The following is an 18,777-nucleotide window of genomic DNA, read 5'->3' on the forward strand; positions in this document are numbered from 1 at the left end:
CATTTTTGATTGCAAGAATAATAAAAATTTTGACAAAATAAAAGGAATTTTGAGATCTTGGCACGAATATAAGCAGAGAGATGTTTTGAAAGGATGAGAGAGATGGCACAAACAGAAGTCGTAATAGTCAGCGCTGTCCGGACAGCAATCGGCAGTTTTAATGGAAGCCTTAAAGACGTATCAGCACCAGAGCTTGGGGCGATTGCGATAAAAGGCGCACTTGAAAAAGCAGGTGTAACACCGGATCAGATAGATGAAGTAATCCTGGGGAATGTCCTGCAGGCAGGTCTGGGACAGAATCCGGCAAGGCAGGCAGCTCTTAAAGCGGGCCTTCCTGAAAGCGTTTCCGCGATGACGATTAATAAGGTCTGCGGTTCCGGGCTGAAAGCAGTTCATTTAGCTGCACAGGCCATTTTAGCCGGTGATGCAGAAGCGGTGATTGCTGGCGGCATGGAGAATATGAGTCAGGCTCCTTACATACTGAAAAATGCAAGAAATGGCTTTAAAATGGGAGATCAAAAGCTTATAGATTCGATGATATCAGACGGGCTCTGGTGTGCATTTAATGATTACCATATGGGAGTTACTGCTGAGAATCTCTGCTCTAAATACGAGCTGAGCCGGGAAGAACAGGACGAATTCGCAGCAGCCAGCCAGGAAAAGGCGGCAAAGGCAATTGAAGAAGGAAAATTCAATGATGAAATCGTTCCTGTGGAAATTCCTCAGCGAAAAGGGGATCCGATTGTTTTTAATACAGACGAGTATCCAAAAAAAGGGACGAATGCTGAAAAGCTCGCAGGCCTGCGCCCGGCGTTTAAGAAAGACGGCAGCGTAACAGCCGGTAATGCTTCCGGGATTAATGACGGTGCTGCGGTATTGCTTGTTATGAGCAAAAAGAAAGCAGATGCACTTGGACTTAAGCCATTAGTAACGATTAAAGGAAATGCAAGTGCAGGTGTGGATCCAAGCATCATGGGCATTGGCCCTGTTGCTGCGGTAAAAAAAGCTCTTCAAAAGGCTTCTGTTTCCATGGATGAATTGGAGCTTATTGAAGCAAACGAAGCATTTGCAGCCCAGTCGCTCGCAGTTGACAGGGAGCTTCGTTTTAACAAGGAGATTCTGAATGTAAATGGCGGGGCAATTGCGCTCGGACATCCAATCGGCGCAAGCGGTGCAAGAATTCTTGTAACTCTTATTCATGAGATGCAAAAAAGACAGGCGAAAAAAGGCCTTGCAACTCTATGCATCGGCGGTGGCCAGGGGGTAGCCACGGTGGTGGAGCTTGCATAGGAATTTCGAAAATAAATGAAAAGCAAAAAAATTGAGTATTTCAATGAAAGGAGTGATTGAAGTGAAGAAAATTTGTACTTCCTTCAGTGAAGCAGTTCAGGAAATTCATGATGGCGCTGTCCTTATGGTTGGCGGCTTCGGTCTGTGCGGAATCCCTGAAAACCTTATTCTTGCTTTAGTTGATAAAGGGGTCAAGGACCTTACTGTCATTTCAAATAACTGCGGTGTTGATGATTGGGGGCTTGGGCTGCTATTAAAAAATAAACAGATTAAGAAAATGGTCGGTTCTTATGTCGGCGAAAACAAAGAGTTTGAGAGACAGGTTCTTTCAGGCGAAATTGAAGTAGAGCTGCTGCCTCAAGGAACACTGGCGGAAAAAATTCGTGCAGGCGGTGCCGGCATTCCTGCTTTTTATACGCCGGCAGGAGTAGGCACACCGATTGCAGAGGGGAAAGAAACCAAGGTTTTTGACGGCAAGGAATATCTCCTTGAAGAGGCACTGAAAGCAGACTTCAGCCTTGTAAGAGCATGGAAGGGCGATAAAATGGGCAATCTTGTATATCACAAAACTGCCCGGAACTTCAATCCGATGATTGCAGCAGCAGGCAAAGTGACAATTGCAGAAGTGGAGACACTTTATGAAATTGGTGAATTGGATCCGAACTATATTCATACGCCGAGCATCTATGTCCAGTCGCTGATTGAGGGAGCACAGGAGAAGCGCATTGAAAGACTGACTGTGAAGAAATAGATACGGACGGAAGGAGAGGGACTCATGAGTAACGATAAAGCAGCAGTCCGCGAGAAAATTGCCAGACGTGCTGAGAAAGAAATTGAAAATGGCTTTTACGTTAATTTGGGAATCGGCATGCCGACATTGGTTGCAAACTATATTTCTGATAATAAAGAAGTAGTCCTTCAATCTGAAAATGGATTGCTGGGAATTGGACCATACCCTGCCGAAAGCGAAGTTGATCCGGATTTAATTAATGCAGGAAAAGAAACAGTTACCGCAATTTCGGGGGCCTCCTATTTTGATAGTGCTGAATCTTTTGCGATGATCAGGGGAGGCCATGTGAATATTGCCATTCTCGGCGGCATGGAGGTTTCTGAAAAAGGGGATCTGGCCAACTGGATGATTCCCGGGAAAATGATCAAGGGAATGGGCGGTGCAATGGATCTGGTTCATGGCGCCAATAAAATCATCGTCATCATGGACCACACCAATAAAAATGGAGATTCGAAAATCCTTAAAGAATGCAGCCTGCCTTTAACAGGAAAAAACGTTGTTGACCGCATTATAACTGAGCGGGCAGTCATCGATGTCACTGATTCTGGTTTGAAGCTTGTTGAAGTCGCTAAAGGCTTCACAATCGAGGACATAATCAATTCAACAGAACCTGAATTGCAAATTGATGAAAACGTTGTAACAGAAGCTTATTAATTTCTTTTGAAAAGTACAGCTGCATGCTGTGCTTTTCATTATTTTTGAATTGTTTTTTAATAAATTTCAGTGTTTATATTTGCACATAACTCAATGTCCTGCGGGAGGAGGCTCTCGTTCCTCCCCGCGGGAAAGCTTGAGTGCCTGCAGCGGAAATCAACGGGCAGCATTCAAAAGTGCAAACAACTAATGAGAAATAGAAATAGGCCTCTTAATAAGAGGTTGAAAGAAAAGAGGAGAAAAAATGAGTTTTTCATTTAAAGGAATCGATCATATCCAGCTGGCAGCTCCAAAAGGCTGCGAGGATGCAGCGAGGAAATTTTACGGTGAGCAGCTTGGACTGAAGGAAATTCCCAAGCCTGAAAATCTTCAGAAGCGCGGCGGCTGCTGGTTTATATGCGGAGATCAGGAAATCCATATCGGGGTGCAGGAAGGCTTCCTGCCGGCCAAAAAAGCCCACCCTGGATTTATTGTAGAAAACCTCGAAGACTTGAGAAGCAGTCTCCAAGAGCAGAAGATAGCTATAAAGGAAGAACCGCCAATAGAAGGAAGGAAGCGATTCTTTGTTGATGATCCATTCGGAAACAGAATTGAGTTCCTGGAGTATTTGTCGTAATAGCCATGCAGCCTGTTCCTTCATGAATAGAAAAATATGATATAATAAATGGCAAAATTAGTTGATGAGGGGATTATATGAAAAAGAAAAAACACCATTCCCAGCCTAAAAAAGACGATAAGCCAGTCACGCTTGGCGATATGCTAAACCAGGACTTAATGGAGCAATTAAAAGGGAAAAAGCAGGAATTAAAAGCTGCCGAAGATAAACAGAAGGAAGAAGATGAGCGCAAAAAAAGAGAGGAAAGAAGACTGCGCGAAAAAAATAAAAGTTTTGAAGAACTGCTTGGAGAAAGCGATCTTAACTGGAAAGAGTTCAAATAATAAGAAAAGCGGAAGGCGCACGCTTAGCAGCTTAGGCCCGAGAGCCGATGGTGCCTGAGCTGGACAGTTATCTAACTTCAGAAATTACATATTCTTATCTTTCAAAAAAAGAAGGGGCTGACTTTCCATCAGCCCCTTCTTTTCTCATTATTACAAGCTATTATTATCGATGCTGCTCATATTTGTTTAGCTTGGCAATGGATTGAATAATAGTCAATTCATCTTTATTCAGGGGATTAGCTCTTATTGCTCTTGCATTTGCTCTAACTTGCTCTGCCTTGCTGGCACCTGCCGTCACGGAAGCGACAGCGGGATCCGCAAGATTATACTGAAATGCTATCTCAGTCATGGAGCGCTCATCCGAAATTTTTTCCCTGATGCTGGTAAGCGTTTCTTCCAATTCAGCATAGCTGTAATCCAAATAGCCTTTCTTTTTAACTGACTCCGTTGCCTTATACAGCATTTTGTCGCTGAGCAGACCTTTAGCGAGCGGACCTCTTGTAACCGCGCTGATGCCTTTTTGATTTAGAAGCGGTAAAGCTTCTTCTTCCGGTCGCCGATCTAGAATGCTGTATTGCATCATGACCGAAATGATGGAGGACTTTGAAGCATATTCACGGATCACATTTGGACGGATGGAGGATATGCCATATTGCCGGATGTATCCTTCTTCCTTCAGTTCCTCAAATGCTTCAATGGTTTCATCAATAGGATCTTCAATCGTGCCTCCATGAAGCTGATATAAATCAATATAGTCTGTGCCCAGCCTTTTTAAACTGTCCTTTACAGCTTCTTTGATGTGGCTTTTTGAGGGATCCCAGCTCCAGCCATCTTTATTATTATTCCAGCGGTTGCCGGCTTTGGTAGCAATGATAACCTGTTCCCGGACACTCTTTAAGGATTGTCCGACAAGCTTTTCATTTTCGCCAAAGTCATATAAGTCAGCTGTATCAAAATAATTGATTCCTTCCTCAAGGGCAGCTTCAATAATCTCCTGAGCCTGGGAAGGGTTGGTGCCAATTGACATGCAGCCCAGCCCAAGCTCGCTTACGTACAAGTCTGAGTTTCCAAGTCTTCTCTTTTTCAAGTACCCACCTCATTTGAGTGTTTTCTATAATTGTACATAAACAAATGAGGCATACTCAAATTTAGAGGCTTATCATTTTATATTGTTCTGAGATTCAACCCAGTCTTTTACAAGAACGTACTGCCTGCTGTATTGTTTTAATTTCTCACGGACTTCCCAGGCTTTTCCGGTCAGAATAATTCCCCTTTTGTGGACATACACCTTCATGCCATACTCCCCCTCATCAAGTATGATAAAATGTATGAGCAATCATTATCGGAATAGAACAGGAGTGACTTAAAAACAATGAGCCGCCTAGAAGAAAGAACGATTAATACGGAAAAAATCTTCACTGGTAAAGTCATTAGTCTGCAGGTGGAAGATGTTGAATTGCCGAATGGCAAAACATCGAAGCGGGAAATTATCAAACATCCCGGGGCAGTAGCTGTATTGGCTGTAACAGAAGATAATAAAATAGTGATGGTCGAACAATATAGAAAAGCGCTGGATAAGATTATTGCTGAAATCCCTGCCGGAAAGCTTGAAGCAGGAGAAGAGCCCAGAGTTTGTGCAGAAAGGGAACTTGAAGAAGAAACGGGGTACGGCTGCACGGAAATGGAATGGCTGATCTCATTCTACACTTCTCCTGGATTTGCCGATGAGCTGGTACATTTATATATAGCAAAGGGTCTTATGAAAAAAGAAAATGCCGCTTCGCCTGATGAGGATGAATTTGTGAATCTTATGGAAGTAACGCTTGATGAAGCAATTTCCCTGCTGAAGCAGCAAAGGATTTATGATGCGAAAACCGCTTATGCTATCCAATATCTGCAGCTGCAAGAGGCGCAGAAAAAATAGCATGAAGCGCTTTTTTACTGATCTCCATATCCATATTGGACGTACGTTTACGGGAAAGCCGGTTAAAATAACAGGCGCTAAATCCTTAACCTTCACAAATATCATCAGGCATGCCCGAAATGAAAAAGGGCTTGATATCATCGGCATTATTGATTGTCATTCTCCTGAAGTCATTCTTGAAATCGAGGATTTGGCTCAAAAAGGACTGGTAACTGAACATAGCGACGGGGGACTTCAGTATGGAGATTTAACGATTATACCTGGCTCAGAGCTTGAAATATATGATGAATTCTGTAAAGGCCCCATTCATGTTCTTTGCTTCTTTCCGACCCTTTCAGCTATGAAGGTTTTCTCAGCCTGGCTATCGGGACATTTAAAGAATATAACATTAAGCTCACAGAGAATTTATGCCTCAGGCAGAATTCTTCAGAAAAAAGTGAAGGAACTGGATGGGCTTTTTATACCTGCCCATGTTTTTACCCCATTTAAAAGTTTATTCGGGAAAGGGGTGGAGCGGTCGCTGTCAGAAGTGTTTGATCCTGGCTTAATTGATGCAATAGAGCTGGGGCTCAGTGCAGATACTATGATGGCTGATCAAATAGCTGAACTACACAGATATACCTTTTTAACCAACTCAGATGCCCATTCACTAAAAAAAATTGCAAGAGAATATCAAATCCTTGAAATGGAGTCACCAACATTTGCTGGCCTGAAAAAGGCTTTGGCTGAAAAAGAAAAATGCAAGGTGAAAGCCAATTTCGGGCTCGATCCGCTGCTTGGAAAATACCATCAGACTGTTTGCTCTGAATGTTTTGCCCCATTTGATGGAGCAAAGGGCATATGCAGAAATTGCGGTAACCACAAATTTATCAAAGGCGTGGCTGACCGGATCTCTGAACTAAAATCATCTGGAGAATTGCTCGTTGAACGGCCTCCCTATATTCATCAAGTGCCGCTTGAGTTCATTCCAGGGTTAGGCCCGAAAATGCTGGAGAAGCTGCTGAATCATTTCGGCACTGAAATGGCCATTCTTCACGATGTTCCTTTATCAGAAATAAGCAAAGTAATCCCTGAGAAAACAGCCAGGCTTATTGAGAAAGCCCGAGGAGGAACATTAAACCTCAAGGCAGGGGGCGGGGGCAAGTACGGCAAAATTATGGATATCTAAAAAACATAGAGCCCATCAGGCTCTATGTTTTTTAGATACTTTAGCATAAATGCATGTATCCCTAAGCTCTTTTCCATCTGCGCTCAGACTGTCATTGATTAGTACCCCTTCAAGCGTGTATCCCAGCCTTTCGGGAATCCTTCGGCTGTTTATGTTTTTCGGATCACATCTAATTTCCACTCTGTTCGCTTGAAAATGCTCAAAGGCAAATTTCGTCAAACCTTCGGCAGCTTCAGTAATATATCCTTTTTTCTGAAACCTCGAATCTCCCCAATAACCTATTTCGAATTTGCGGACATCCCAATCAATACGATGCAGGCCAGTGGAGCCAATAAAGACATCGTCTTCTTTCCTATAAATATGGATACGGAAATCTTCCCTAAGGATAAACTTGGCATAAGATTTGCGGATGCCAGCTTCAGTTTCTTCCACTGATTGTTCATTCTGTGCAAAAGGAAGCCATTTTCTTAGCTCAGCAGCTGAAACTAATATAGCTTCATGCACTGTTTTCCCATCTCCGGGCAAGGCAGGTCTCATATATAGCCTTTCGGTTTCAATCCTCTCTGGAAACTCATTTAAAATCGAATCCATTTTCTCATTCCCCTCTATGACAATTTAAATAATTTTGAAAATTATAGCGGAAATAACTGAAGTATTCAAGACTTTTTTTCCATTGGGGAGTAACCAATTCTTTGTCATACAAATCTGGGACAGGCATAGAATTTAATATCCAATCTGTTTTGTTTTAGGAGGAAGAGCAATGAAGAAAAAAATGTACCAGAACGCTGCAGCAGCCCACTTTCGCGAACATTCCTCAATCTATTTATTTGTTGTTGTATTATTCCTGATGGGTGTCATTTTTGGGGCTATCGTTGTGAATAGCTTAAGCTTTACACAAAAGGAAGATTTATTTTATTATCTGTCGCAGTTTTTTGGCCAGGTATCAGATGGACATGTTGCAGCAGCAGATGAATTATTCAAACAGAGCTTTTTTCATAATACAAAATTTATAGGACTGATGTGGATTTTGGGAATCTCCATAATTGGACTGCCTGTCATTCTGATTCTTCTATTTATGAAAGGGATGGTGGTTGGCTTTACAGTTGGTTTTCTCGTTAACCAAATGGGATGGGAAGGGTTTTTGCTTTCCTTTGTATCGGTCCTTCCCCAGAATCTGATCATTATACCTATATTTATTCTCGCTGCAGCACTGGCTGTTTCTTTCTCTTTAAAAATGATAAGAAGACAATTTATGAAAAAAGTCGGTCAGCCCATGATGCCTCTTTTTGGAAGGTATATGGTTGCTTTTGCAGTAGCCATTCTGTTTCTAATTGCTGCAGCCGGAGTGGAGGCGTTTATCTCGCCTGTCTTAATGAAGTCTGTTGTCAACTCAATCCAATCCTAACATATGAATGAATGTAATGGCAGAGCTACCAGCTCTGTCTTTTGTTTGTGCAGGAAAAGGGATAGAAACAAAGAAGATAGGGTACATATAAAGAGGTTTAAATATGTTTTGAATCATTTTATAATAATTATTATATGAAAGTAATTTTTATCTGTTATTTATAATTATTTTATTTTGAATGTGATCTCATTTCTGTTATAATGAGAATGTTAGTGGCGAGGGAGGGACTTTCGGTATGGAAAGCAGAATTGAAAGAATAAAAAAACAGTTGCATTCATCCAGCTATAAACTAACACCACAGCGAGAGGCAACAGTTCGCGTCCTGTTAGAACACGAAGAGGATCATTTAAGTGCGGAAGATGTCTACCTCCTAGTAAAAGAGAAATCGCCTGAGATAGGCTTGGCAACTGTATATAGAACACTTGAATTGCTGACTGAACTAAAAATTGTCGATAAAATTAACTTTGGTGATGGAGTTTCCCGTTATGACCTGCGTCAGGAAGGGGCAGCCCATTTTCACCACCATTTAGTCTGTATTGAGTGCGGAGCTGTTGATGAAATTCAGGAAGATTTGCTTGAAGACGTAGAGGAAGTGGTTGAACGCCGCTGGAACTTTAAAATAAAGGATCACCGCCTTACGTTTCATGGCATCTGCTACCGCTGCCAGGATAAACAGACAGACAACGAAACCGAAACAGAAGAAAACTAATATTTATTGACAAAGCTTATTCTTACATTAGAATGGGCTTTTTATTTTGATCTATTTTCACAAAGTTTGCTGTTTTCGAATGGATAAAAATATTTTTTACCGCAAAGTTGATCTTCGCTGTGGGCACTTGATCCTCGAAAATGCTATCGCATTTCCTTCGTGCGGTGTTCATTCAAGGAGGTTTATTCAATGTTCTGCGGGAGGAGAGGGAAGGGAGAGACGCGAAGCCGAGGAGGCTCTCATTCCTCCCCGCGGGAAAGCTGGAGTGCCCCGTGCTGAAATCAACGGGCTTCTTTCAGAAAAACAACAATCCATAAGAGCCTGGTTATAAAAGTAAATCCCCAATAACAAACAAAAAGGAAGAGTGCCCTGAAGAAACGCCAATTATGCAGATTCAGGTATAATTCTTGTCCAAAATGGCATACCTTTTAATAATAGAAAGCATTTGAATCTTTGCTTATTAAAAGTGATGGAGGACCAAACAATGAAATCCTGGCTGAGTATGGCTTTTCAGACCATTAAAGTGTTTGTCATTTTTACTGGATGCACAATCCTTTTTTATTATGGTATTATGTGGTTAAACGAAGAATACCAGGATTATCACCGCTATGACGAACCACAGGGAGCGGCTGTTAAGGTGTCGGCGAGCGGTACAGATGAAGATAGGAGCTTGCTGGACCGGTTAATTCTTTTCTATTTAAATGGGGAGTAATGCAATCATATGGATGATCAGTTAAGGGACTTTATTCATTATTTACTTGTAGAAAAAGGCCTGGCCAAAAATACAATTGTATCTTATGAAAGAGATTTGAAAAGTTATCTGAAATATCTCAAGTCTGAAGAGAAGATTTCAAGCCTTGAGAGTGTGCAGCGGACACAGATTGTCCAATTTCTCAGCTTTTTAAAAAAACAGGGCAAATCCTCAAAAACCTTGGCCCGGCATATAGCCTCCATAAGGGCCTTTCACCAATTTCTGCTCCGCGAAAAAGCAGTTGGCCATGACCCTTCGGTCCATATAGAAACACCGCAAATGGAACGTTCGCTTCCAAAAGTATTAAATATGCAGGAAGTGGAAACTTTATTGGATTTTCCAGAGATAAAGGATCACTTTGGTTTGCGCGATAAAGCCATGCTTGAACTTTTATATGCTACAGGCATTCGCGTAAGTGAGCTGATTGGCCTGAACATAGGTGATGTCCATTTAACGATGGGCTTTGTAAGATGTATAGGCAAAGGAAACAAGGAGCGGATTGTGCCTATTGGCAAAACAGCCTCAGAAGCGCTGGAAAAATATTTAAATGAAGGAAGAGGAAAGTTTGCTCCAAAAAAGCATAAAGATGAAGCGTTATTTTTAAATCATCACGGCAAACGTCTTTCAAGACAGGGATTTTGGAAAATATTGAAGCGGCTGGCTCAGGAGGCAGGGATCGAGAAGGAACTTACTCCGCATACGCTGAGGCATTCATTTGCTACTCATCTGCTTGAAAATGGTGCGGATTTGCGGGCAGTCCAGGAAATGCTTGGACATGCCGATATTTCCACCACGCAAATTTATACGCATGTAACCAAAACTCGCCTTAAAGATGTGTACAGCCAATATCATCCCCGTGCTTAAACCATTAATTAACTAAGTAAATATAAATGTCATAAAGCTGCCATGAAAAATAGGCAGCTTTTTCTTGTCTTTTTACCTGTTTATTATGTAAAATATAGATGTCAGACTTCTGACGAATGAAAGGGCTATCTATATATTTATTTAACTGAAAGAATTACCTTTTTTACTGTCCAGGTCCATCGCCTGCCTCCTTGAGGTGTGTGGGCAGACAAGGCGTTCCGCTTTTCTTTCAGCAAGAGAATCAGTGTTAAATAAACCTAAAAAGGGTACTATACGAATATGATTTTTGTAACCGTATTCAAATAATTAGGAGGTTTACATATGTCTGCATATACATATAAGCGCGTTTTTTTAATCGTCATGGACTCAGTAGGAATTGGAGAAGCGCCTGATGCCGATAAGTTCGGTGATAAAGGCGCTGATACGATTGGCCACATTGCAGAAAAAATGAATGGCCTGAAGATGCCGAATATGGGCAAACTCGGGCTTAGTAATATCAATGAAATCAAAGGAATCGAAAAAGCAGAGAAGCCAATGGCATTTTACACTAAAATGCAGGAAGCATCTAACGGAAAAGACACAATGACTGGACATTGGGAGATCATGGGCTTGAATATCCAAACCCCCTTTCGGGTATTTCCAGACGGGTTCCCGCAGGAATTGATTTCTGAACTTGAAGCCCGTACCGGGAGAAAAATAATCGGCAATAAACCGGCGAGCGGAACGGAAATTCTAGTTGAACTCGGGGAAGAGCATATGAAAACCGGCGCTTTGATTGTTTATACATCAGCCGATTCAGTACTGCAGATCGCGGCACATGAAGATATAATACCAATCGAAGAACAGTATGAAATCTGTAAGATTGCACGCGAACTGACGCTGGATGAAAAATATATGGTCGGCAGAGTGATTGCCAGACCATTCATTGGCGAGCCGGGAAATTTCCAAAGAACATCCAATAGACATGATTATGCGTTAAAGCCTTTTGACCGCACGGTAATGAACGAAATGGCAGACATTGGCCTCGATGTATTGGCAATCGGCAAAATTTCCGACATTTTTGATGGCGAAGGGGTAACGGAAGCCATTCGTACAACTTCAAATATGGACGGAATGGATAAGCTGATTGAAACATTTGAAAAAGAGTTTACGGGCCTGAGCTTTTTGAATCTTGTTGACTTTGATGCATTATTTGGGCATAGACGTGATCCGGAAGGCTATGGAAAAGCACTTGAAGAATTTGATGAGCGCCTGCCTGAAGTATTTGAAAAAATGCAGGACGGCGACCTATTAATGATCACTGCGGACCATGGTAATGACCCGGTCCACCATGGCACAGATCATACACGTGAATATGTTCCTCTTCTTGTTTACTCAAAAGACATGGAGGAAGGGCAAGAGCTTCCAATTAGCGAAACCTTTGCAGATATTGGAGCAACAATTGCTGATAACTTTAATGTAAAGATGCCGGCTTTTGGCAAAAGCTTTTTAAATCAATTGAAATAACGAATAAAAAAGCAGATGAGGAGAATGACGATGAATTATAGCAAAATTCAAAATGCGGCTGAATTTCTTAAAAATAAGTATACTGGACAGCCAAAGATTGGGCTGATATTAGGGTCAGGACTTGGAGTGCTGGCAGACGAAATTGAAGAACCGGTTAAAATCCCTTATAACGAAATCCCTGATTTTCCTGTATCAACAGTAGAGGGCCATGCAGGACAACTGGTATTCGGACGTTTGAACGGCATTGAAGTGGTTGCTATGCAAGGCCGTTTCCATTATTACGAAGGATACTCATTTGATAAAGTAACCTTTCCGGTAAGAGTTATGAACGAAATGGGTGTTGAGAAGCTTATTGTTACGAATGCAGCAGGCGGAGTGAATGAAGCCTATTCACCTGGTGATCTCATGCTTATTTCAGACCATATCAACAATATGGGCAGCAATCCGCTTATTGGTCCCAATGATTCCCGCATGGGTCCGCGTTTTCCGGATATGTCAGAAGCATATTCCAAAGAATTGAGAAAGCTTGCCAGAGATATAGCCGATAAGCTAGACCTGAAGATTCAGGAAGGAGTTTATGTCGGCAATACAGGGCCAACTTATGAAACACCTGCAGAAATTCGCATGCTGAGAACAATGGGCGGAGATGCAGTCGGCATGTCAACTGTTCCAGAAGTCATTGTGGCACAGCATTCAGGAATGAATGTTCTTGGAATCTCCTGTATCTCAAATATGGCTGCAGGTATCCTGGATCAGCCGCTGAACCACGAAGAAGTAATCGAAACAACTGAGAAAGTTAAAGCCGATTTCCTTCGTTATGTGAAAGCAATTGTTAAGGAACTTGGTGTATAAGATTTTTTAAGGCATGTTGATTCTGAGGCTATGCGGCTAACTTAGTTTAATTACTAAGTTGGTTGGAGCGGAGGGCACTTGACTCCTGCTCAGAGGAGGCTCTCGTTCCTCCCTGCGGGAAGCAAGTGTCCCGTGCTGAAATCAACGGGCTGCTTATTGAACAAAAACAACAATCCGATTAGATTAGAGCCATAAGAAAAGAATAAATGAAAGCAGTGGTGTTTGATGATGAGAATGGTGGATCTTATTGAAAAGAAAAGGGATGGACTTGAGTTAACAACAGAAGAAATTCAGTTTGTCATTAAAGGATATACAGACGGATCAATCCCGGATTATCAGGTAAGTGCTTTAACAATGGCTATCTTTTTCCAGGGAATGACAGAGAGCGAAAGAGCCGACTTGACTATGGCGATGGTAGAATCCGGTGATCAAATCGACTTATCGAAAATAGAAGGCATTAAAGTAGATAAACATTCAACTGGCGGTGTTGGCGATACAACAACACTGGTCCTGGGGCCGCTTGTAGCGGCAGTGGGTGTTCCGGTTGCGAAGATGTCAGGCAGGGGACTCGGACATACAGGCGGAACAATCGACAAACTTGAGTCTGTAGTAGGTTTCCATGTGGAAATTGAAAATGATGAATTTATAAAGCTTGTTAATCAAAATAAAATTGCAGTAATTGGACAGAGCGGAAACTTAACACCAGCTGACAAAAAGTTGTATGCACTGCGCGATGTTACAGCTACAGTCGACAGCATTCCTCTAATTGCAAGTTCGATTATGAGCAAGAAAATCGCTGCAGGTGCTGACGCCATTGTCCTTGATGTTAAAACAGGCGCTGGCGCATTTATGAAGACACTTGATGATTCACGTGAATTAGCGAAAGCGATGGTTCGAATCGGAAATAATGTTGGCAGAAACACAATGGCAGTTATCTCCGATATGAGCCAGCCGCTGGGCTATGCAATTGGAAATGCCCTTGAAGTAAAAGAAGCGATCGATACATTAAAAGGCGAAGGTCCTGAAGATTTGACAGAACTTTGCCTGACCTTGGGCAGCCATATGGTTTTCTTGGCGAAAAAAGCGAATTCATTGAAGGAGGCGCGTGAGAAGCTTGAAAATGTTATTAAAGACGGTTCCGCTTTAGACACATTCAAAGTATTCTTAAGCTCTCAGGGCGGAGATGCTTCCGTTGTTGATGATCCGCAAAAATTGCCTCAGGCAAAATATACATTTGAATTAGAAGCTAAGCAGGATGGCTATGTTTCTGAGATTGCAGCGGATGAAATCGGAACAGCAGCCATGCTTTTAGGAGCAGGAAGAGCAACCAAGGAATCCGAAATCGATCTTGCTGTCGGCCTTATGTTAAGAAAGAAAATCGGCGACCAGGTACAGAAGGGCGAATCTCTCGTAACCATCTACAGCAACTTCGAAAATGTAGAAGAAGTAAGAAATATGCTTTATGAAAACATTGCTATGTCGACTGAAAAAGTACCGGCTCCAGTATTGATTCATGAAGAAATAACTGAATAATATAGCAGCAAAAAGCCGCCAGGACTTCATGTCTGGCGGCTTTTTGCTGTGGTGCTGTTTCTCTTATTTTCTTTTTAGTCAGCCAGAACTGTATAAATTTTCTTTGAATGGAAAAAATGGAGGCTATAAAGAATGGAGGTATTGTGTGATGAAACGACTCGTCTCATTGATGTTAATAACATTATTAATGGCAACAATCTTTGTTCCTTCAGGATTTGCAAGAGAAAGCAGTGCAGATTTAGCGGATAATGTGAAATCCGCAATTCTTATCGAACGTGATACCGGATCGATATTGTATGAAAAAAATAGCGGTGAACAGCTGCCGCCTGCGAGTATGACTAAAGTAATGACAATGCTTCTAATCATGGAAGCTATAGATGAAGGAAAGCTGTCATGGGATGAGAAAATCCGGACAAGCGAGTATGCGGCATCAATGGGCGGCTCGCAAATTTTCCTTGAGCCAGGTGAAGAAATGACCACAAAGCAAATGCTGCAGGGAATCGCTATTGGTTCAGGAAATGATGCGTCCGTTGCAATGGCTGAGAGAATTGCCGGTTCAGAAGAAGCTTTCGTTGAAATGATGAATAATAAGGCAAAGGAATTAGGCCTTAAGAACACTAATTTCCAAAACCCTACAGGCCTGTCAGCTAAAGAACATTACAGTACTGCACATGATATGGCAATAATGGCAAAAGAGCTCCTTAAATATGAAAAGATAACAGATTTTACTGGAACCTATGAAGCCTATCTTCGTGAAGACACAGATAAAAAATTCTGGCTTGTCAATACAAATCGCCTTGTGCGATTTTATCCAGGAGTTGATGGGCTTAAAACAGGTTTCACATCTGAAGCAAAATACTGCTTGACAGCAACTGCCGAGAAAGATGGCATGCGGGTAATAGCAGTTGTATTTGGCGCACCGACTTCCAAAGAACGCAATGCCCAAGTGACTAAAATGCTCGACTATGCATTTAGCCAATATAAGACACATCCAATGTATGAAAGAAATCATGTCCTTGGCAAAGTTGCAGTAAGCAAAGGGGAGAAGAAAATGGTTGAAGCCCTGACAAGCGAACCGATTTCCCTATTAACTAAAAAAGGTGAAAGCATTGAGGAAATTGAACAAAAAGTTACATTAAATAAAAATATTAAAGCACCTGTCCAAAAGGGCGATCAAATCGGGACACTAACCTTGAAAAAGAATGGAAAAGTTTTAGTTGAAAGCCCTCTGGTTGCTAAAGAAGATAGTATGGAAGCATCATGGTGGACCTTGTTTAAGAGATCTATGGGATTATTTTCAAAAGCTGAATAAATAACCATTCATTTTTGTCGAAAAGAATCTTTATGTTAATTATTTTTAGCGAAAATGCACTAGTTTTGTCTCCAGGAAGGAAATGAAACATCATGCATCGAAATTGACTCACTATAAGGGCGGATACCGGAATTTTTTGAGATTCCGGCTTATCCTATCCGGAGAAAGAGCATGGAGTATTAGCGGCTTTTTCAGTTGCGGGTACCAGATAAGGAGGCTAAGATAGTGAGTCTTAACATTAATTTGGAAGTGAAGCATGATGTCTTATGTATTCGTTTAAGCGGGGAGCTGGACCACCATTCGGCAGATGAGCTGCGTGAACAGGCAACAAGGGCGATTGAAGAGCATGACATCCATCACATTATTTTAAACCTTGAGCAGCTTTCTTTTATGGATAGTTCAGGGTTGGGAGTTATTTTGGGCAGATACAAACAAATCAAACAAAAGCATGGTGAAATGGTTGTTTGTGCCATTTCTCCAGCGGTGCAGAGACTATTTGATATGTCGGGTTTATTTAAGATTATCCGTTTAGAACCGACAGAAGAAAACGCACTGCAAAGATTGGGGGTTGCCTGAAATATGAAAAATGTGATGAACCTCGAATTCAGCGCACTTAGCCAAAATGAATCATTCGCTCGTGTCACTGTTGCTGCTTTTATTGCTCAGCTTGATCCGACAATGGATGAACTGACAGAAATTAAAACTGTCGTTTCCGAAGCTGTAACCAACTCCATTATTCACGGCTATGAAAATGATCCTAATGGGATTGTCTATATTTCTGTCCTGATTGAAGATGGATTCATTGATTTGACCATTAAGGATAAAGGCCTTGGAATTATGGATGTGGAGGAGGCACGTCAGCCGTTATTTACAACAAAGCCTGAACTGGAAAGATCAGGTATGGGCTTTACCATCATGGAAAATTTCATGGACGAAATCGAAATCAAATCGCAGCCGGGGATAGGCACAGAGATCCGATTAAGGAAGCATTTATCAAATAGTAAAATGCTATGCAATTAAGGGAGTCTTGCTATGGATGTGGAGGTTAAAGCAGAGAAGGGCCAAACCTATTTAAAGGACAATGAAGTCAAGGAGCTTATAAAGCAAAGCCAAAGCGGAGATCAGGGTGCGAGAGACAAAATTGTTCAAAAAAATATGCGTCTTGTCTGGTCTGTCGTCCAGAGATTCTTGAATAGAGGATATGAACCGGATGACCTTTTCCAAATTGGCTGTATTGGCTTGTTGAAATCGGTTGATAAATTTGATCTCAGTTATGATGTGAAGTTTTCAACCTATGCGGTTCCAATGATTATCGGAGAAATCCAAAGATTCATCCGCGATGATGGAACGGTGAAGGTAAGCCGTTCATTGAAGGAAATGGGCAATAAAATCAGGAAGGCCAAAGATGAGCTATCAAAAACGCTTGGCCGCATCCCAACAGTTACAGAGCTTTCCGAGTTTCTGGAAATCTCTCCGGAAGATATTATCCTAGCCCAGGAAGCAAGCCGGATACCTTCATCAATACATGAAACAGTTTATGAAAATGATGGAGATCCCATAACGCTGCTCGATCAGATAGATGATGGCAATGAAGGGAAATGGTTTGATAAAATAGCTCTAAAAGAAGCGATCCGCGAATTGGATGAGCGGGAAAGACTGATAGTTTATTTGCGCTATTATAAAGATCAGACTCAATCTGAAGTGGCAGCAAGGCTTGGTATTTCCCAGGTTCAGGTATCGCGTCTTGAAAAAAAGATACTCCAGCAAATGAAAGATCGAATGGATATATAAATCCATCCGGTCTTTTTTTTTATTTTCAAAATACCAAAGCATAAAGCTTTGGACATCGATAACTGTCTAGATCCCCCACTTCTGCTGCTTTTCTAAACAGCCAATTATTGGAGTTCATGAAGCTAATATATGTAACTCATACTAAATATAGACACAAAAGCGGAAACGCTCTAAATAGTCGTACCAAGTTTATAAAAAGGAAATCACTTTGTGGGAAGTGAGCGTTTTGGAGAAAACAGTTTATATTCGCTTGCGGCACCGTCTGCAAATACGGCCCAATCAGATAATACTGCTTAAAGATATTGCACAGGTCATTGCCGATGATGATATTTATGTAAAGCTTTGTGCACTTCCGCTATATAAAGTAAATGAGCATGACCAAAATATTGTGATAATTGACGTTATGAAGGTAATTCGTGCCATTACCCAATTATTTTCAAACCTGGAGGTCCAGTCGATTGGGCCGGCTCAATCGATAGTTGAGGTTGTTACAAAAAAGCAAAAAGTATCATTCCCTCTTTTCCTGCTGGTTTGGCTGCTTCTGTTTATTGGTGCCGCCCTGGCAATTATGAATTTTCATGAAGATGTGAGCATGCAGGCTGTACAGCTTAGAATTTACACTCTCATAACTGGGGAAGTGGACAGAAAGCCCCTCATTTTTCAAATTCCCTATTCCATAGGCCTGGGGCTCGGCATGATCATATTCTTTAATCATGTTTTTAAGAAGCGGCTTAATGAAGAGCCTAGCCCATTGGAAGTGGAAATGTTCAATTATCAGCTGGATCTTGATAATTATGTTGCATTGAAAGAAAACAAGGAGAGTATGAAGTATCTTGATGACCATTAATGTTGTCCTGGTAATGATCATTGGATTTGCGGGGGGGCTCGCTGTTGGTTCAGGGTTCGTTGCCTTTCTGGCTGTTTTAGGCATTATCCCGAGGCTGACCCAGCTGACCAAAACGATGAAAATGATCCATCATTATGAAGCTGCAGTTGTTATGGGTGCTTTGGCAGGTGCCCTGGCAACTTTATGGGATCCGGTGCTCCAGTTAACACCGCTGCTTTTAATCCCCCTGGGGCTCGCGTCGGGAATATTTATTGGAATGCTGGCAGCAGCTTTAACCGAAGTTTTGAATGTATTTCCAATCCTTGCGAAAAGAATCGGAGTGGATGGGAAAATTGCGATTTTATTAATGGCATTTGTATTTGGAAAGGTGTTCGGATCACTGTTTCAATGGATTTATTTTGTAAATAAATAAGCAATCGGCTGGGCATATTTAAAGAAAAAA

Annotated in this window: 23 protein-coding genes; 20 read left to right on the top strand and 3 right to left on the bottom strand. The window is 41.6% G+C overall.

The window, feature by feature from the left end; all coding sequences use genetic code 11:
• The first annotated feature begins 102 nt into the window (after window positions 1–102).
• The 5 genes from MKY20_RS10585 to MKY20_RS10605 all read left to right on the top strand — a co-directional run bounded on the left by MKY20_RS10585 (window position 103) and on the right by MKY20_RS10605 (window position 3,673).
• Window positions 103–1,290, top strand: coding sequence for an acetyl-CoA C-acetyltransferase (locus MKY20_RS10585; protein WP_192907758.1), 1,188 nt, complete (start codon window positions 103–105; stop codon window positions 1,288–1,290).
• Between the two features lie 61 nt (window positions 1,291–1,351).
• Window positions 1,352–2,041: a CoA transferase subunit A gene (locus tag MKY20_RS10590; protein WP_071157019.1), complete on the top strand. Its 690-nt coding sequence runs from the start codon at window positions 1,352–1,354 to the stop codon at window positions 2,039–2,041.
• 24 nt (window positions 2,042–2,065) lie between these two features.
• Entirely contained in the window at window positions 2,066–2,734 is a 669-nt protein-coding gene (locus MKY20_RS10595; RefSeq protein WP_009332840.1) for a CoA transferase subunit B, read from the top strand.
• A 244-nt stretch (window positions 2,735–2,978) separates the two neighbouring features.
• The gene (locus MKY20_RS10600; protein ID WP_009332839.1) at window positions 2,979–3,350 is read left to right on the top strand and encodes a VOC family protein; all 372 of its coding nucleotides are present in this window, start codon (window positions 2,979–2,981) and stop codon (window positions 3,348–3,350) included.
• Window positions 3,351–3,427: 77 nt separating this feature from the next.
• Window positions 3,428–3,673: a YqkE family protein gene (locus MKY20_RS10605; RefSeq protein WP_009332838.1), complete on the top strand. Its 246-nt coding sequence runs from the start codon at window positions 3,428–3,430 to the stop codon at window positions 3,671–3,673.
• 163 nt (window positions 3,674–3,836) lie between these two features.
• On the opposite strand, the gene MKY20_RS10610 is transcribed toward MKY20_RS10605, so the two are convergent.
• Window positions 3,837–4,760, bottom strand: coding sequence for an aldo/keto reductase (locus MKY20_RS10610; RefSeq protein WP_009332837.1), 924 nt, complete (start codon window positions 4,758–4,760; stop codon window positions 3,837–3,839).
• Window positions 4,761–4,832: 72 nt separating this feature from the next.
• Window positions 4,833–4,967: a Z-ring formation inhibitor MciZ gene (gene mciZ, locus MKY20_RS10615; protein WP_019380336.1), complete on the bottom strand. Its 135-nt coding sequence runs from the start codon at window positions 4,965–4,967 to the stop codon at window positions 4,833–4,835.
• 78 nt (window positions 4,968–5,045) lie between these two features.
• Between mciZ and MKY20_RS10620 the strand changes: the two genes are divergently transcribed.
• Both MKY20_RS10620 and MKY20_RS10625 read left to right on the top strand, forming a co-directional pair.
• Window positions 5,046–5,597, top strand: coding sequence for an NUDIX hydrolase (locus tag MKY20_RS10620; RefSeq protein WP_009332836.1), 552 nt, complete (start codon window positions 5,046–5,048; stop codon window positions 5,595–5,597).
• 1 nt (window position 5,598) lies between these two features.
• A complete protein-coding gene (locus MKY20_RS10625) occupies window positions 5,599–6,765 on the top strand; it encodes an endonuclease Q family protein (protein WP_009332835.1) in 1,167 nt (388 codons plus the stop codon).
• 15 nt (window positions 6,766–6,780) lie between these two features.
• Here MKY20_RS10625 and MKY20_RS10630 read toward each other — a convergent pair whose 3' ends face one another.
• A complete protein-coding gene (locus MKY20_RS10630) occupies window positions 6,781–7,356 on the bottom strand; it encodes a GNAT family N-acetyltransferase (protein ID WP_009332834.1) in 576 nt (191 codons plus the stop codon).
• A gap of 169 nt (window positions 7,357–7,525) precedes the next feature.
• Here MKY20_RS10630 and spoIIM point away from each other — a divergent pair, with 169 nt between their 5' ends.
• From spoIIM to MKY20_RS10695, 13 genes are all read left to right on the top strand, one after another.
• Window positions 7,526–8,170, top strand: coding sequence for a stage II sporulation protein M (spoIIM, locus tag MKY20_RS10635; RefSeq protein WP_009332833.1), 645 nt, complete (start codon window positions 7,526–7,528; stop codon window positions 8,168–8,170).
• Window positions 8,171–8,405: 235 nt separating this feature from the next.
• Window positions 8,406–8,879, top strand: a complete 474-nt coding sequence (gene fur / locus MKY20_RS10640; protein ID WP_009332832.1) for a ferric iron uptake transcriptional regulator — start codon at window positions 8,406–8,408, stop codon at window positions 8,877–8,879.
• A gap of 484 nt (window positions 8,880–9,363) precedes the next feature.
• Window positions 9,364–9,591 (top strand): YqzK family protein, encoded by a 228-nt coding sequence (locus MKY20_RS10645; RefSeq protein WP_009332831.1) that lies wholly within the window; start codon window positions 9,364–9,366, stop codon window positions 9,589–9,591.
• A 9-nt stretch (window positions 9,592–9,600) separates the two neighbouring features.
• Window positions 9,601–10,494 (top strand): site-specific tyrosine recombinase XerD, encoded by an 894-nt coding sequence (xerD, locus tag MKY20_RS10650; RefSeq protein ID WP_341000945.1) that lies wholly within the window; start codon window positions 9,601–9,603, stop codon window positions 10,492–10,494.
• 321 nt (window positions 10,495–10,815) lie between these two features.
• A complete protein-coding gene (gene deoB, locus MKY20_RS10655; RefSeq protein WP_009332829.1) occupies window positions 10,816–12,000 on the top strand; it encodes a phosphopentomutase in 1,185 nt (394 codons plus the stop codon).
• A 30-nt stretch (window positions 12,001–12,030) separates the two neighbouring features.
• Window positions 12,031–12,852 carry a purine-nucleoside phosphorylase gene (locus MKY20_RS10660; RefSeq protein ID WP_019380339.1) on the top strand — a complete coding sequence of 274 codons (822 nt, stop codon included), beginning with the start codon at window positions 12,031–12,033 and terminating at the stop codon, window positions 12,850–12,852.
• Window positions 12,853–13,080: 228 nt separating this feature from the next.
• Entirely contained in the window at window positions 13,081–14,385 is a 1,305-nt protein-coding gene (locus MKY20_RS10665) for a pyrimidine-nucleoside phosphorylase (protein ID WP_019380340.1), read from the top strand.
• 148 nt (window positions 14,386–14,533) lie between these two features.
• Window positions 14,534–15,697 (top strand): D-alanyl-D-alanine carboxypeptidase family protein, encoded by a 1,164-nt coding sequence (locus MKY20_RS10670; RefSeq protein WP_009332826.1) that lies wholly within the window; start codon window positions 14,534–14,536, stop codon window positions 15,695–15,697.
• Between the two features lie 225 nt (window positions 15,698–15,922).
• Window positions 15,923–16,273 carry an anti-sigma F factor antagonist gene (gene spoIIAA / locus MKY20_RS10675; RefSeq protein WP_009332825.1) on the top strand — a complete coding sequence of 117 codons (351 nt, stop codon included), beginning with the start codon at window positions 15,923–15,925 and terminating at the stop codon, window positions 16,271–16,273.
• Window positions 16,274–16,276: 3 nt separating this feature from the next.
• On the top strand, window positions 16,277–16,717 hold the full coding sequence (gene spoIIAB / locus MKY20_RS10680) for an anti-sigma F factor (RefSeq protein ID WP_009332824.1): 441 nt from the start codon (window positions 16,277–16,279) through the stop codon (window positions 16,715–16,717).
• A 12-nt stretch (window positions 16,718–16,729) separates the two neighbouring features.
• Window positions 16,730–17,488 (top strand): RNA polymerase sporulation sigma factor SigF, encoded by a 759-nt coding sequence (gene sigF / locus MKY20_RS10685; protein WP_009332823.1) that lies wholly within the window; start codon window positions 16,730–16,732, stop codon window positions 17,486–17,488.
• A gap of 226 nt (window positions 17,489–17,714) precedes the next feature.
• On the top strand, window positions 17,715–18,335 hold the full coding sequence (locus MKY20_RS10690) for a stage V sporulation protein AA (protein WP_009332822.1): 621 nt from the start codon (window positions 17,715–17,717) through the stop codon (window positions 18,333–18,335).
• Window positions 18,325–18,747, top strand: a complete 423-nt coding sequence (locus tag MKY20_RS10695) for a stage V sporulation protein AB (protein ID WP_113884466.1) — start codon at window positions 18,325–18,327, stop codon at window positions 18,745–18,747. The genes MKY20_RS10690 and MKY20_RS10695 overlap by 11 nt, the downstream gene beginning before the upstream one ends.
• The last annotated feature ends 30 nt before the right edge of the window (window positions 18,748–18,777 follow it).

The sequence above is a fragment of the Cytobacillus sp. FSL W8-0315 genome (assembly GCF_038002905.1).
GTDB lineage: Bacteria > Bacillota > Bacilli > Bacillales > Cytobacillaceae > Cytobacillus > Cytobacillus pseudoceanisediminis.

Bases quoted from the DNA above. Each gene is read 5' to 3' on its own strand.
- MKY20_RS10630 (WP_009332834.1), bottom strand. From the start codon at position 7,356: ATGGATTCGATTTTAAATGAGTTTCCAGAGAGGATTGAAACCGAAAGG.
- MKY20_RS10660 (WP_019380339.1), top strand. From the start codon at position 12,031: ATGAATTATAGCAAAATTCAAAATGCGGCTGAATTTCTTAAAAATAAG.
- MKY20_RS10695 (WP_113884466.1), top strand. From the start codon at position 18,325: ATGACCATTAATGTTGTCCTGGTAATGATCATTGGATTTGCGGGGGGG.
- MKY20_RS10620 (WP_009332836.1), top strand. From the start codon at position 5,046: ATGAGCCGCCTAGAAGAAAGAACGATTAATACGGAAAAAATCTTCACT.
- sigF (WP_009332823.1), top strand. From the start codon at position 16,730: ATGGATGTGGAGGTTAAAGCAGAGAAGGGCCAAACCTATTTAAAGGAC.
- spoIIAB (WP_009332824.1), top strand. From the start codon at position 16,277: ATGAAAAATGTGATGAACCTCGAATTCAGCGCACTTAGCCAAAATGAA.
- xerD (WP_341000945.1), top strand. From the start codon at position 9,601: ATGGATGATCAGTTAAGGGACTTTATTCATTATTTACTTGTAGAAAAA.
- MKY20_RS10585 (WP_192907758.1), top strand. From the start codon at position 103: ATGGCACAAACAGAAGTCGTAATAGTCAGCGCTGTCCGGACAGCAATC.
- MKY20_RS10595 (WP_009332840.1), top strand. From the start codon at position 2,066: ATGAGTAACGATAAAGCAGCAGTCCGCGAGAAAATTGCCAGACGTGCT.
- fur (WP_009332832.1), top strand. From the start codon at position 8,406: ATGGAAAGCAGAATTGAAAGAATAAAAAAACAGTTGCATTCATCCAGC.
- MKY20_RS10600 (WP_009332839.1), top strand. From the start codon at position 2,979: ATGAGTTTTTCATTTAAAGGAATCGATCATATCCAGCTGGCAGCTCCA.
- MKY20_RS10625 (WP_009332835.1), top strand. From the start codon at position 5,599: ATGAAGCGCTTTTTTACTGATCTCCATATCCATATTGGACGTACGTTT.
- MKY20_RS10665 (WP_019380340.1), top strand. From the start codon at position 13,081: ATGAGAATGGTGGATCTTATTGAAAAGAAAAGGGATGGACTTGAGTTA.
- MKY20_RS10645 (WP_009332831.1), top strand. From the start codon at position 9,364: ATGAAATCCTGGCTGAGTATGGCTTTTCAGACCATTAAAGTGTTTGTC.
- spoIIM (WP_009332833.1), top strand. From the start codon at position 7,526: ATGAAGAAAAAAATGTACCAGAACGCTGCAGCAGCCCACTTTCGCGAA.
- MKY20_RS10605 (WP_009332838.1), top strand. From the start codon at position 3,428: ATGAAAAAGAAAAAACACCATTCCCAGCCTAAAAAAGACGATAAGCCA.
- MKY20_RS10670 (WP_009332826.1), top strand. From the start codon at position 14,534: ATGAAACGACTCGTCTCATTGATGTTAATAACATTATTAATGGCAACA.
- deoB (WP_009332829.1), top strand. From the start codon at position 10,816: ATGTCTGCATATACATATAAGCGCGTTTTTTTAATCGTCATGGACTCA.
- mciZ (WP_019380336.1), bottom strand. From the start codon at position 4,967: ATGAAGGTGTATGTCCACAAAAGGGGAATTATTCTGACCGGAAAAGCC.